The organism is Candidatus Pelagibacter sp. (assembly GCF_052049995.1).
In the GTDB taxonomy this organism is placed as follows: domain Bacteria; phylum Pseudomonadota; class Alphaproteobacteria; order Pelagibacterales; family Pelagibacteraceae; genus Pelagibacter.
Map to the genome: position 1 here is coordinate 22,977 of NZ_JBNGYX010000008.1, position 14,627 is coordinate 37,603.

Sequence of the window (14,627 nt, forward strand, 5' to 3'; positions counted from 1 at the left end):
TATGAGTTTAATGAAAGGTAAAAAAGGATTAATCATGGGTGTGGCCAATGAAAGATCAATTGCCTGGGGTATATCTCAAAAACTTGCTGAGTCAGGAGCTGAACTAGCATTTACTTATTTAGGTGACGCTTTAAAAAAAAGAGTAGTTCCTTTAGCAGAAAAATTAAATTCTAACATTACATTTAGTTGTGATGTTGAAAAAAAAGAAGAGGTTGTAAAATTATTTGAAGATATCAAATCTCAATGGGGTGAAATTGATTTTGTAGTTCATGCAGTTGCTTTCTCTGATAAATCAGAATTATCAGGTGAATATTTAAATACTACTAGAGAAAACTTTTTAAGAAGTATGTTAATCTCATGTTTTTCATTTACTGAGGTAGCAAAAGAAGCTTCAAAGGTAATGAAACAAGGTGGGAGTTTATTAACTTTGACTTACGAGTCTACTAAAGCAATCCCAAATTATAATGTGATGGGTGTTTGCAAGTCAGCTTTAGAAGCTAGTGTTAAATATCTAGCTAGAGATTTGGGTGCTAAAGGTATGAGAGTAAATGCTATAAGTGCAGGACCTATCAAAACATTAGCTGCTTCTGCAATAGGTGACGCAAAATTCTTATATAAATGGAATGAAGATCACTCATTTTTGAAAAGAAATGTGGATATTCATGATGTTGGTAATTCTGCATTGTATTTGTTAAGCGATCTTGCTAACGGAGTTACTGGTGAGATTCATTATGTAGACGCTGGATATAATAAAGTTGGAATGCCTGACCCGAAGAATATTAAATAAATTATTTGAATTAAATATATGAGTGGATTTTACTCTAAAACTGAACAAAAAAAGTTAGGATTAAAAAAAATTGGTAGGGATTGTAAAATTTCAAAATTAAGCCGTTTTATATCAAAAGATATAATAATTGGTGATAGGTGCAGAATAGATGATGATGTTGTTTTCAAAGGAAAAATTCAATTAGGAAATAACATACACATTGCAAGGGGATGTACACTCTCAGGTGGTGAAAAAGGAATTATTCTTGATGATTTTGCAGCATTATCAAATTTCGTTCAGGTATTTACATCAACTGATCACTATACATCAAACTCTATTCCATCAGCTACTTTAAATAAAAAAAATCAAAGAAAATTTAGCAATATAATTTCAAAAAGTATTAAAATAGGTAAATCAGTTCTTGTTGGCTCTTTTTCGGTAATTTTGCCTGGATGTAAACTCGAAGATTTTTCAAGTGTAGCAGCACATTGCATTGTCTATGATAAAGTGAAAAAAGGAAATTTTCTTAACACAAATAATGTCAATAAAACATTAAAATCGAGAGACTACAAGAATATGCAAAAAAAAATAAAAAATTTAAATAAACAATTTAAGTAAATATTTTTTACAGATTAATTTTACTTCTAAAAATTAAAATATTTAGTTTAACATAGTAGAGTATTTTCCTTAAATATTTTTCAAAAAAAATCTCATTTTCTTTTAAATAAACAACTTTTGGTTTTAGTTTGTTTTTAAATAAATGGTCCCAATTTTGCTGAGTTGGAATTCTTGCTGACTCATCAATTCTTAACAAGGCTCCAATCTCAAAATTTTTATTTACTTCAATGTAATTAAAAGTAAATTTTGGATTTTCATTTTGTTTCCTTACTACATCAAAATGATATGTTATATACTTCTTACCTAGAGAAAATATGTGGTAATATTTATTTAATAACCCAATCATTAAAGAATCTCCTCCAGCAATACCCCATATAAAATTAAAATTTTCCTTAAAAACTCCTTTTTTTAATGGAGTTTTAAATGCAATAACATCAAAATATTCACCAAGTATAGATGATTTTTTTTCCCAGACTTTCTGTCTTTTTGACAGACGGTTTTCATGGAGATTTTTTCTTATACCTAAAAGAATTTTATCTTTATAACCTTTTAGAAAAAATTTTTTTTCAATATTTGCCCAGTTTTTAGAATCTTTTAAAAAAATATCACAGCTCATCATAATTACAATTGATGATTTTTTTATATTGATCCGAATATAATCAAACAAATCTTTGGTTAAAATCCTTCTTTTATTTGTTATAATAAATTTTATTTTTTTTGAATTTTTTAGTCTTTTTAAATCTTCTGTCTCTTCTTTTTTTTCAACAAAAATATAGACCTTATTAACAAAATTTAAATTTAAATTTTTGTTTACACAAAATATTAATTCTTTTTTTCTTTTAACATTTTGATCAGAATAATAATTTAACAAAATTACTTTATTCATTTAAAAATTTTAAGTTTTTATTGATTAAATTTGACTTTTTTAACAAATTATCTATAAGGCAACAATGAATATCTTTATTACTGGTGGAGCAGGATACATAGGGTCTAAGTTAACAAAAATTCTTCTAGAAAAAAATTATAAAGTAACAATTTTTGATAAACTTCTTTTTGGTGGAGACCATCTTTTGCACTTTAATAGTAATAAAAATTTTAATTTTATTAAAGGGGATATAAGAGATAAAAAATCACTAAAAGAGGCTAACATACAGAAAAATGATTTTGTAATTCATTTAGCTTCTATAGTTGGATATCCAGCCTGTAGATTAAATCCAGAATTGGCTACTAGCACAAATATAGATGGCACAAAAAATATTTTAGAATTAACTAATAAATCTCAAAACCTAATTTATGCTTCAACAGGGTCAAATTATGGACATCAATCAGAAATAGTTGATGAAAATAGTAAACTTAATCCTTTAAGTTTATATGCTGAAACAAAAGTAATAAATGAAAAAAATATACAAAATGCAGATAATTTTTTAATCTATAGATTTGCAACTGCTTTTGGATCTTCTCCAAGAATGAGACTTGACCTCCTGGTAAACGATTTTGCCTATAAGGCTATGACGGAAGGTTATTTGGTTGTATATGAGAAAAACCATCAAAGATCATTTATTCATGTTGAGGATATAGCTAAATCTTTGGTATTTGGAATTGAAAATTTTTCAAAAGTTAAAAACGATATCTATAATGTTGGTGATGGGTCTATGAATTATTCAAAAGAAGATATATGTAACCTCATAAAATCGAAACTATCAAAACTATATATCCATTATGCTGAATTTGATAAGGATATGGATCAAAGAAATTATATTGTTTCATATGATAAAATTAACAAAAAAGGATTTAAAACAAATATAAATATTGAGAATGGGCTTGATGAATTAATTAAATCATTCAATTTTTTAACAAAAAAAAATACTTATTCAAATATTTAAGCTTGAAACTCTCTGACTTTTTTAACAATCCATGAAATTTGAACTTTTGATAATTGTTCGTGGATTGGTAAACAAATATGATATTTATCAAAATATTCTTGATTTTTTAAATTTTTAGTTTTACCACCAAACACTTTATATTTATCTATCCTTCTGTGAACTAGTGAAACGGGAATTTTATTTTTTTTCATGTAATTATAAAAAGCAATTCTATTTTTTACTAAAATTGTATAAAGCCAGTTAGTTGACTCTCTGTCCTTTTTTTTTTCTAGAATTTTTACATGCTTCAAATTACAAAAATTCTTATCATAAACCTTAGCAATATTATTTATATACTTAAGTTTCTTTTTAATAATTTTTAAATTTTCTATACCAATAGTTGAAGCAATATCATTCAAATGATATTTGTATCCAATTTCTGAAATCTCATATAATCTTTCCCCTTGAAAACCTAGTTTACTTTTTCGATTTATGTCAAACCACTTTAATTTTTGAGCATAAATATGATCTTTTTTCCTTTTACAAATTAACATTCCACCATCACCTGTAGTGAGTTGTTTTTTTGCCTGAAAAGAAAAACATGTAAAATCAGATATATTTCCTATTGAAAGTTTATTATAGTTAGCACCAAGAGCATGAGCTGCATCTTCAATTAAAATAAGATTATGTTTTTTTGCAATTTTTTTTATTTCAAACATGTCACATGGATATCCTCCCCAATGCACTACAATAATTGCTTTAGTTTTTTTTGAAATTTTTTTTAAAATTGATTTTGGACATATATTACCTGTATTTTTTTGAATATCTGCAAAAACTGGTTTTGCTCCAACATACTTAACAGCTAATCCAGTGGCTATAAATGTTTGGGCTGGAATTATAACTTCGTCACCAAAACCTATTTTTCCACATCTTAAAGATAAATGTAGAGCTGATGTCCCACTATTTACTGCTGTACAATATTTTAAACTAAATAGTTTTGAAAAATTTTTCTCAAACTGATCTGATGCACTACCTGAGCTTATAAATTTTTTTTTGAATAATTTACTTAGTTTTTTTGATATAGAGCTATTAAGTGTTGTTGAAAAAAAATCAATTTTCATTTTTGCTCAAATTAATTTATTTTTTTTTGATAATAAGCAATTGTTTCTCCAATGCCTTTTTCTATTGTCATAAATTTAAAATTACCAAAATATTTTTTAAATTTTTTGTTACCTAATTGTTTTAAGGGCGCTCCATCTACTTTAGTTATATCTGTTTTTAAATCTATTTTAGATTTTAAATTTTCTTTTACTAATTTTGTTATTTTCAATATTGAATATGACTTATTTTGAGCAAAATTTACCGGAGTAAGTAATGGCAATTTATTCCTAGAAAACTCAAATAAAATTAATTTTGCAATATCATCTACATAAATCCATTCTCTTTTTGGCTTACCTGTTCCCCAAATTTCAAATGTTTTTTGTTTTTGTTTAATACTTTGTATAAATCTAATTATTATTCCATTTAACGCATGGGTTCTTTTAGGATCTAAATAATCTCCAGGACCATAGGCATTCGGTAATATAAAATTTTTTGATTTTACTCCAAATTCTTTAAAATAAAATATAGATAGATAATATGCAATTCTTTTTGCCATTGCAAAAGGCTGGACACTGTCATGAGCTTCTCCTGTAAGCCACTTCTCTTCATTTTGAACAGCTAATTCATGATTATAAGCACAATTAGAAATTAAATTAATTATTAATGGTTTTAATTTTGTTTTTGCAACAACTTCATAAATATCATAATAAATTTTTGAATTCTCTTTAAAGATTGTTGCTGGAGTAGAATTAATATAATTTAATCCTCCATGAAATGAAGCACAATTAATAATAGCATCTGGCTTAAATCTTTCTATTAAAGATTTTATTTTATTTTTATTAAAAATATTATACCCATTTCTCCTGGATGCCTGAATAATTTTATGTTTTTTTTTTAGATAGAAAGCTATCCTTGATCCAACAAAACCAAAACCACCTAATATAATTATTTTCATAGTTCAAGAATATCAATCTTTAGTAAGTATTTAATAGCAAAACTTTCTCAAATTATTCAAGGTATATTGAATTTTTTACGATATAGCTTGTTTAATTGAAAGTTTAACTTTACCCCTATCAAAACCAATTACTTTTACTTTTACTTCATCGCCCTCTTTTACTACGTCAGTGACTTTAGCTACTCTTTTATCTGCAAGTTCCGAAATATGAACAAGTCCGTCTTGTTTTCCTAAGAAATTAACAAATGCACCAAATTCCATAATTTTCATTACTTTACCTGAATAAATTTTATTTAATTCAGCTTTTGCAGTAATATCTTTGATCATTTGCATTGCAATGTTTCTAGACTCTTCATCTGGAGCAGCCACTGTTACAACACCTTCATCATTTACATCTACTTTTGCACCTGATTTTTCAACTATCTCTCTGATCGTAGCACCACCTTTTCCAATTACAGCAGCAATATCTTTTTTATCAACATTAACTTGTTCCATTTTTGGGGTATGTTTTCCAACATCAGATCTTGAGGCTGATAATGCCTTATTCATTTCTCCTAAGATATGAACTCTTCCGTCTTTAGCTTGGCTCAATGCTTGCTCCATAATTTCAAATGTAATACCTGTAATTTTGATATCCATTTGAAGAGAAGTAATTCCATCTTTAGTTCCAGCAACTTTAAAGTCCATGTCACCCAAGTGATCTTCATCACCTAAAATATCTGAAAGGACGCTGAAATCATCGCCTTCTTTAATTAATCCCATTGCAATACCAGCAACTGGCTCTTTAATTGGAACCCCTGCATCCATTAATGCTAAAGATGTTCCACAAACAGTAGCCATTGAAGAAGAACCATTAGATTCTGTAATCTCTGAAACTACTCTAAAAGTATATGGAAACGCCTCTTTTGTAGGTAATGAAGAGTTTATTGCTCTCCAAGCTAATTTACCATGACCAATTTCTCTTCTACCTGTTCCAATTCTTCCAGTTTCTCCAACTGAAAAAGGAGGAAAATTATAGTGAAGCATAAATCGTTCTCTTTGTAATCCATCTAAACTTTCAATTCTTTGTTCATCGTCTGAAGTACCGAGTGTTGCAACAACAATCGCTTGAGTTTCTCCTCTGGTAAATAATGCAGAACCATGAGCTCTAGGTAAGACACCAACTTCACATGAAATCGGCCTCACATCTGATAAACCTCGACCATCAATTCTATTTTTGTTTTTCAGAATGTCAGTTCTAACAATAGATTTTTCAAGATTTTTTAACTGACTGTTAACATCTAAATCAGTATAATTTTCATTTTCCTCATAAAGTTTTTTAGCTTTATCAGTAATTTCTGAAATTTGATTTGATCTATCCTGTTTATCTCTTGTTGCAAAAGCTTTCTTAAGATCTTCCGTAAAAGTTTCCTCAAGTTTTTTCTTAACTTCAGATAAATCTTTTTTCTCAACTGTCCACTCAGGTTTTCTACATTCTTTTGCAAGTTCCTCAATCATTTCAATCACTGGAACAAAGCCTTCATGACCAAATTTAACTGCATTTAACATTTCTTCCTCTGTTAAACCATTAGCTTCAGACTCAACCATAAGAACAGCATCTTTTGTACCTGCTACTACTAAATCCAATTTTGATTTTTCTAAATCTGCTTTAGATGGATTTAGAACATATCTACCATCAATAAAACCAACTCTTGAAGCTCCTACAGGACCCATAAATGGCATTCCTGATATAGCTAATGCAGCTGATGACGCTGTGATTGATAAAATATCTGGTTCATTTTCTTTATCATATGAAATTACAGTTGGTAATAGCTGAACTTCATTTTTAAATTCGTCAGGAAACAGAGGTCTGATTGGTCTATCAATTAATCTAGAGATTAATGTTTCGCTCTCGGTTGGTCTTGCTTCTCTTTTAAAATATCCACCTGGAATTTTCCCGGCTGCATAATATTTTTCTTGGTAATTTACAGATAATGGAAAGTAATCCATATCAGGATTTACTTTTTTTGCTCCCACTACTGTTGCTAGTACGACTGTCTCTCCACATGTTGCGATTATTGCACCGTCTGCTTGTCTTGCTACTTTGCCTGTTTCTAAACTTATCTTCTTTCCTGCTATTTCAATTTCCTTCTTGTATACTTTAAACATTTCATTTCCATTTCGTTTCGTTCGTTTCGTTCCATTCCGTTCTATCTATTTTGATTTCTACTTTCTTAAATTCAATTTCGACAGTACATTTTTGTAAGAATCCATTTTATTTTTCTTAAGGTATTCTAACAATTTCTTTCTTCTATTTACCGCTCTCAACAATCCAACAGATGAATGTTTATCTTTTTTGAATTGCTTAATATGTTTAGAGAGAGTTTCAATTTTCTCTGTTAGCAAAGCGATCTGTATCTCTGAAGATCCAGTATCTTTATCATGCATTGCTAATTCTTGTGCCTTTTTGTTCATGCCTCTTTCTTTCTATTTATTTGTTTGTTTTATTAAATTTTCTATTTTTTCCGCATACTCAAAAGACTCGTCTTTTCTAAAAAGTAATTTTGGTAAAAATTTCATAACCACTTTTTGTGATAAAATTTTTCTAATTAAAAACGAATATTCCTTTAAAACATTAATTGTTTCCTCCGCATCTTTTCCACCCAATGGAAGAACATATGCTTTAGCAATTTTTAAATCAGGACTCATTCTAACCTCAGTAACCGTAATGGTTTTTGTTTCTAAATTCGGCACCTTAGCCTCATTTCTTATAAAAATCATGCTTAAAGACTGCTTAATCATTTCTCCTACTCTAAGCTGTCTTTGTGATATTGGTTTTCCTATTCTATCTGCCATTAAATTGACCTCTCTGTAGATGTAACACTAAATGCCTCTATTGTGTCATTTTTTTGGAAATCCATATAATCTTTAACTGTAATCCCACATTCTTGCCCACCACTTACCTGTTTTACTTGGTTTTTTTCTCTAAATATTGTTGAAACTTTTCCTGTATAAATAATTGCACCATCCCTAATAATTCTAACATCTGAGGTGCTAGTAATTTCTCCTTCAATTATTTTTGAGCCAGCAACTTTTCCAGCACCTGAAACTTTAAATATTTCTAAAATTTGTGCTGTGCCAGTAATTTTTTCTTGAACATCAGGCGCCAATAATCCCGACATTCTTTGTTTAATATAATCTAAAACTTCATAAATAATATTATATGATGATATATTTATCTTCTCATTTTCAGCAAGTTTTTTTGCCTCTTTACTTGGTTTAACATTGAAAGCTATTAGTACTGCATTAGATGCTTTCGCTAATGTGACGTCTGTCTCTGTTACCATTCCAATGTCTGCTAAAATTATTTTAGGTTTAACTTCATCATGTTTGATTTGACTAATCGCATTTTTAATTGCCTCAGATGATCCATGAACATCAGATTTGATAATTAAATTTAATTCTTCTGTGGATTTATCTGAGAAAGCAGAATCTTGAGTTGCAAAAGTTAGTGGATTTTTTCCATCCTTACTTTCTTGTGCTCTATTTTCACTTAACGTCTTTGCTTCTTTTTCTGTTTCAAGAACAATAAAATCATCACCAGCTTTTGCTGCACCATTTATTCCTAAAATCTCAACAGGAGTGGAAGGTAAGGCTTCATTAATATTTTGCCCCTTATCATTAATTATGGCTCTAACTTTTCCCCATTTTAAACCGCTTACAAAAAAATCACCTTTCTTAAGAGTTCCTGTTGTTACAATTATATTTGCTACCGGACCTCTACCAATATCAATTTTAGACTCTAAGACTACACCTGTAGCTTTAGACTCATAATCTGTTTTAAGATCTAAAATCTCTGCTTGAAGTATTATAGACTCTACTAATTTATCTAAGTTTTGTTTTGTTTTAGTTGAAATTTCAACCATTAAAGTATCACCAGATAAATCTTCAGCGATTAATTCGTGTTCTAATAATTGATTTTTTATCTTCTGAGCATCTGCCTCTGGTAGATCACATTTATTTATAGCTACAACAATTGGAACCTTTGCAGCTTTAGCGTGTTTAATGGACTCAACTGTTTGAGGTTTAACTCCATCATCAGCTGCAACTACTAATACAACAACATCGGTTAATTTTGATCCTCTTGCTCTCATTTCTGTAAAGGCAGCATGACCTGGTGTGTCAATAAATGTTAATTTGTTATCCTGGCTTTCAATTTGATAGGCTCCAATGTGTTGAGTTATTCCACCAAATTCTCCTGAAACTACATTTGCACTTCTAAGCACATCTAGTACTGATGTTTTACCATGATCCACATGCCCCATGACAGTAACTATTGGGGGTCGATTTTTTAAATTTTCTGTTCTTGAAGCTTTTATTTTTTGAATAATTTCTTCTGCTTTCTCTTCTCTTATTGGGTTATGACCAAATTCTTTAACTAAATATTCTGCAGTATCTGCAGCTAATGTTTGATTGATAGTCACCGTAACACCCATACCAAATAAATGCTTAATTACATTACTTGATTGTTCGGCCATCCTGTTTGCCAATTCTCGCACTGTGATTGCTTCAGGGATATTAACCTCTCTTTTAATTGGTTTTAAATTTTCTTGAGAAATATCTTTTGTAGCGTTTTTAATTTCTTTTTGTCTTGCTCTCTTAACTGATGCTAAACTTCTTTGTTTTGCGTCAATCTCATCACTTAACGCTCTTGAAACTGTTAATTTTAATTCTCTTTTCTTTGCTCCTACTTTTAAAGTCTTTTTATCTTTATTTTCGCTATCCCCTTTAAGTCTTTTAGTAGCTCTTTGCTCTGCTAGTTTCCTCTTTTCAAAATCGTTTGTAACAGAGGGTGATTTAGGATTAAATGAAGGTTTTAGTGGAACTCCTCTGTTGAACATTGCGCTTGTTCTTGGCTTATTCGTACTAGATCTAAATGATCCACCTCTACTCGAGAATTTTCCAGTTTGTTTTTCAATTACTACAGAATTTTTTCCTTGGCTTTTAGCAATCTCAATGTTTTTGATTGATTTTTTGGCTGAGCCTGAAATTGTTAATTTTGTTTTTTTCTCCATACCTCATCACTCAATCTTTATAAACAATGGATCGTGCAGACATAATTAGTTCATCCGCTTCCTCTTTTGATAGAGCGAAATCTTCAAGATAACCTTGAATTTTCACTCTCTCACCTTTAACCACATCATAACCACCAGTTAATTCATCAGATGCCAAATCTGCAAAATCCTCTAAACTTAGAATTTTTTGTTCACCAAGTGTGACTAACATACCTGGAGTTAATCCCTTTAAATTAATCAAGGCATCTTCAAGACCTAGTTCTTTAATCCTATGAGAAATATCCTCCTGGTCTTTTTCGTAAAACTCTTTAGCTCTTTCTATCAATGCTTTAGCAGTATCTTCCTCTATTCCTTCAATCTTCATTAAATTTTCAGCCGAGCTATCTTTTATATCATCTATAGTTGAAAATCCTTCAGCAACTAGTAACTGACCCAATGTTTCATCTAACTCTAAATTTTTTACAAAATTCTCTGTTTTTTCTTTAAATTCTAATTGTCTTCTTTCAGAGTCTTCTGCATCTGTCATTATATTAATCTCATAATTCAATAGTTTAGTTGCTAATCTGACATTTTGACCTCTTCTTCCAATTGCTTTACTTAAATTTTCTTCGGTTAGAATTACATCAAGTTTTTTTCTTTCACTATCAACATTAACTCTTTGTACTTCGGCAGGGGATAATGCATTTGAAACCAAAATAGCAGGATCCTCTGACCAATTAACTATGTCAATTTTCTCTCCTTGAAGTTCATTTACAACAGCTTGAACTCTTGAACCTCTCATACCCACGCAAGCACCAACTGGATCTAAAGATGTGTCTACTGCTTTCACACATATTTTAGCTCTACTACCAGGATCTCTTGAGGAAGATTTAATTTCTATTAGTCCATCATAAATTTCTGGAACCTCTTGAACAAAGAGCTTTTCCATGAATTTAGGATGAGCTCTAGATAAAAATATTTGTTGTCCTCTTGGTTCTCTTCTAACATCATAACAATATGCTTTTATACGATCACCTGCTTTAATATTTTCACGAGGAATCATTTCGTTTTTTTGAATTATTGCTTCAGTTCTTCCTAAATCAACAATTACGTTTCCAAATTCTAATCTTTTAACAATCCCACTTAAAATAGAATCTTTTTTATCAATAAAATCATTAAATTGTCTTTCTCTTTCAGCTTCTCTAACATTAAAACTAATTACTTGCTTTGCAGTTTGTGCGGCTATTCTTCCAAAATCAAATGAAGGAAGTGGTTGTAATACTTCGTCACCAACAGCCTTATCTTTGTTTAATTCATTTAAATTAATTGCATCTTCTAATTTTATCTCTGTATTTGCATTTTCAGGATTTTCAGCGATTACTAATTTTCTAAAAAGCTCGATATCTCCATTGTCTCTATTTATAGAAACCATAATTTCATTTTCTTGTCCAAATTTCGATTTTGCAGCCTTGGCAATTCCTGTTTCCATGGAACTTATAATAAGTTCTTTATCAATTGATTTTTCTAAAGCTACGGCTTCAGCAATCCTTAATAATTCAAGTTTATCAGCTCTTTTATTTAGCATAATTTTGTTTGCTCCAAAAAAAAATGGGCTAAAGCCCATTTTGTAAAGTTCAATAATGTAATGGCAATATAGTAAAGTTTTTTTTTAATTCAACAGAAACTATTTAGAAAAAACGTTGGTTTTATCAGTTTTTTCCCAAGAAAATGAACCATTTTCCTCAGGTGCTCTACCAAAATGACCATAAGCAGCTGTTTTTTCATATATTGGTTTATTTAAATTTAACATCTCTCTTATGCCTCTAGGGCTTAAATCAAAATTTTCTTTAATTTTTTCTACAACAAATTTATTTTTATCTAAGTCTTTATCAAATAAATCAACGTAAATAGATAGTGGTTTTGATACACCAATTGCATAAGCTAATTGAATTAAACATTTTTCAGCAATTTTTGAACCTACAACATTTTTAGCAATATACCTTGCTGCGTAAGCTGCCGATCTATCGACTTTAGTTGGATCTTTTCCTGAAAAAGCACCACCACCATGAGGAGCAGCACCACCATATGTATCGACAATAATTTTTCTACCCGTAAGACCACAATCTCCATCGGGACCACCAATCACGAAATTACCTGTAGGATTTACATAAAACTCATCTTCATTGAAACCATTAAGAAAATTCTCAGGAATAGATTTTAACATGTAAGGTCTTAATAAATCTCTTACTTGTGCTTGATTGACGTCAGCTGAATGTTGTGAAGATATTACAACTGATTTGACTTTTGAAGGTTTTCCATCAACATATTCAAATGTTACTTGGCTTTTTGAGTCTGGTTCAATATTTTTTAACTTTCCTGACTTTCTATCCTCCGCCATCAATCTTAAAATTTTATGAGAATAATGAATTGGTGCTGGCATTAAAACATCTGTTTCGTTACATGCGTATCCAAACATAATACCTTGATCTCCAGCTCCTTCATCTTTATTTCCTGATGAGTCCACTCCCATAGCAATATCAGCTGATTGGGAATGTAAATGACTTTCAATTTTTGTAGCTTCTTTCCAAGTAAATCCTTCTTGGTCATAACCAATGTCTTTTATACAATTTCTTACTTTTTCAATTAATTCGTCTTTTTTTATTTCAGGCCCTCTTACTTCTCCAGCTAAAACAACTTTATTTGTTGTGGTTAGTGTTTCGCAAGCAACTCTAGAGTATGGATCTCCAGAAATAAAACTATCAACGACCATATCTGAAATCCTGTCAGATACTTTATCTGGATGACCTTCAGAAACAGACTCACTTGTGAAAAGATAATTTTTTAAATTACTCATTTTTAAGTTTCTTAAATGAAAATATTAAAAAAATATACAACAAAATTATAAATCCAAAAATTTTATTTCCAAATTTTGCAAATAGAGTCATCTCTATTTTCCTAGACTCACTTAAATCTATATAACCAGATTTATTTATATCAACTTTTTGCTCAACAACTCCCATTGGGTTGATAATTGCTGTTGTCCCATTATTTGCAGATCGTAAAACATATTTCCCACTCTCTATGGCTCTAAAAATACTATGAGTAAAATGTTGCTCTGGACCAATTGAATTACCAAACCAACCATCTTCAGAAATATTTACAATATAGTCAAAATTATTATCTGTAAAAATTTTACCTGAATAAATTATCTCGTAACAAATAAGGGGCAATATCTTCACCGATAAATTATTATATGTAAGATCAATTATGTTTCTTTCTTCACCCTTTGAATATGATTGGTAGTCATTAGTAATTGTTTTTAAGCCAATACTTTTTAATAATTTTTCAAAAGGTAAAAATTCTCCAAAAGGGACAAGATTAATTTTTTTATATGAATTTATTACATTGAGGTCATGTTCAAAAATAGATAATGAATTAAAATATTTTACAGTCTTGTTTTTATCTTCTTTGCTATTAATTCCAATTGCTAATAAATGATTTTCGTTGAATTTATTTTCAAATAACCATTTGTATTCTTTTAGTTGGTCTTGTGAAATACCTGGAATAATACCTTCTGGCCAAATAAAAATTATTTTTTCACTTTTTTTAGGTGAGCTTATTTCAATTAGTTCTTCTATTGCAGTTATAGGAACAATATTGTTGTAAAATCTATCTATACTTATATTTGAACTCAAAATTCTTATTTTATAGTCAAGATTTTTTACATCTTGATTGTTAAATTTTTCTAAATTTTGTGAACCAAAAACATAAAATGACATTGTTGTAATAAGAAACGCAACACAGACGCTAATATCTTTTTTATTTTCTCTTAAGATAAATATTGATGGACTTGTAAATAATGAAATACAAAAAAGATTAAAGCTGTAGGTACCTATGATTGAAGTAATATTTAAAATTTCGATTTGATTAGAGAAACTATAAGCGATTAAATTCCAAGGAAAACCGGTTAGTATTGATCCTCGTATGAATTCTACTATTCCAAATATCAAAGAAAAAAGAAAAAATGAGCTCAAATTTTTATTTGGTTTTAAAACTACAAATAAATAAGCAACTAAACCATAAAACAAGGCCAAGAAAGCAGGTATTAAAAATATTGTAAAAGGTATTAAAAACTTAAAATTTTGATCAAACGTTAATGATATTGAGATCCAATATAGATTACTTACAAAATAACCGAATCCAAATAACCAACCATAAAGAAAAAATATTTTTTTATTTTTATAGAGCTCAATTTTTTTTATTAAAAATAAATAGAACAAACTAAAAGTTAA

At 29.3% G+C, this 14,627-nt stretch carries 13 protein-coding genes; 3 read left to right on the forward strand and 10 right to left on the reverse strand.

Annotation, left to right across the window (positions count from 1 at the left end):
- Nucleotide 1 precedes the first annotated feature (1 nt).
- Together ACTT9Y_RS06260 and ACTT9Y_RS06265 are read left to right on the forward strand one after the other, a co-directional pair.
- A complete protein-coding gene (locus ACTT9Y_RS06260; RefSeq protein ID WP_440933501.1) occupies nucleotides 2-787 on the forward strand; it encodes an enoyl-ACP reductase FabI in 786 nt (261 codons plus the stop codon).
- A gap of 18 nt (nucleotides 788-805) precedes the next feature.
- Nucleotides 806-1,384 carry an acyltransferase gene (locus ACTT9Y_RS06265; protein ID WP_440933502.1) on the forward strand — a complete coding sequence of 193 codons (579 nt, stop codon included), beginning with the start codon at nucleotides 806-808 and terminating at the stop codon, nucleotides 1,382-1,384.
- A gap of 7 nt (nucleotides 1,385-1,391) precedes the next feature.
- On the opposite strand, the gene ACTT9Y_RS06270 is transcribed toward ACTT9Y_RS06265, so the two are convergent.
- Nucleotides 1,392-2,270: a hypothetical protein gene (locus tag ACTT9Y_RS06270; protein WP_440933503.1), complete on the reverse strand. Its 879-nt coding sequence runs from the start codon at nucleotides 2,268-2,270 to the stop codon at nucleotides 1,392-1,394.
- 64 nt (nucleotides 2,271-2,334) lie between these two features.
- On the opposite strand from ACTT9Y_RS06270, the gene ACTT9Y_RS06275 reads away from it, so the two are divergent.
- Nucleotides 2,335-3,267 carry an NAD-dependent epimerase/dehydratase family protein gene (locus tag ACTT9Y_RS06275; protein WP_440933504.1) on the forward strand — a complete coding sequence of 311 codons (933 nt, stop codon included), beginning with the start codon at nucleotides 2,335-2,337 and terminating at the stop codon, nucleotides 3,265-3,267.
- On the opposite strand, the gene ACTT9Y_RS06280 is transcribed toward ACTT9Y_RS06275, so the two are convergent.
- From ACTT9Y_RS06280 to lnt, 9 genes are all read right to left on the reverse strand, one after another.
- Entirely contained in the window at nucleotides 3,264-4,367 is a 1,104-nt protein-coding gene (locus ACTT9Y_RS06280; RefSeq protein WP_440933505.1) for a DegT/DnrJ/EryC1/StrS family aminotransferase, read from the reverse strand. The two genes, ACTT9Y_RS06275 and ACTT9Y_RS06280, sit on opposite strands and share 4 nt — an antisense overlap.
- A gap of 11 nt (nucleotides 4,368-4,378) precedes the next feature.
- Nucleotides 4,379-5,302, reverse strand: coding sequence for an NAD-dependent epimerase/dehydratase family protein (locus ACTT9Y_RS06285; protein WP_440933506.1), 924 nt, complete (start codon nucleotides 5,300-5,302; stop codon nucleotides 4,379-4,381).
- A 75-nt stretch (nucleotides 5,303-5,377) separates the two neighbouring features.
- Nucleotides 5,378-7,450, reverse strand: coding sequence for a polyribonucleotide nucleotidyltransferase (gene pnp, locus ACTT9Y_RS06290; protein ID WP_440933507.1), 2,073 nt, complete (start codon nucleotides 7,448-7,450; stop codon nucleotides 5,378-5,380).
- Between the two features lie 57 nt (nucleotides 7,451-7,507).
- Entirely contained in the window at nucleotides 7,508-7,756 is a 249-nt protein-coding gene (rpsO, locus tag ACTT9Y_RS06295) for a 30S ribosomal protein S15 (RefSeq protein ID WP_075485648.1), read from the reverse strand.
- 12 nt (nucleotides 7,757-7,768) lie between these two features.
- Nucleotides 7,769-8,137, reverse strand: a complete 369-nt coding sequence (gene rbfA / locus ACTT9Y_RS06300; RefSeq protein ID WP_440933508.1) for a 30S ribosome-binding factor RbfA — start codon at nucleotides 8,135-8,137, stop codon at nucleotides 7,769-7,771.
- Entirely contained in the window at nucleotides 8,137-10,356 is a 2,220-nt protein-coding gene (infB, locus tag ACTT9Y_RS06305; protein ID WP_440933509.1) for a translation initiation factor IF-2, read from the reverse strand. Before infB ends, rbfA begins: the two co-directional genes overlap by 1 nt.
- Nucleotides 10,357-10,366: 10 nt before the next feature.
- Nucleotides 10,367-11,920, reverse strand: a complete 1,554-nt coding sequence (gene nusA / locus ACTT9Y_RS06310; protein ID WP_440933510.1) for a transcription termination factor NusA — start codon at nucleotides 11,918-11,920, stop codon at nucleotides 10,367-10,369.
- A gap of 99 nt (nucleotides 11,921-12,019) precedes the next feature.
- The gene (metK, locus tag ACTT9Y_RS06315) at nucleotides 12,020-13,189 is read right to left on the reverse strand and encodes a methionine adenosyltransferase (protein WP_440933511.1); all 1,170 of its coding nucleotides are present in this window, start codon (nucleotides 13,187-13,189) and stop codon (nucleotides 12,020-12,022) included.
- Nucleotides 13,182-14,627 (reverse strand): apolipoprotein N-acyltransferase (gene lnt / locus ACTT9Y_RS06320; RefSeq protein ID WP_440933512.1); only part of this gene is annotated, 1,446 nt, incomplete at its 5' end. The genes lnt and metK, both read right to left, overlap by 8 nt.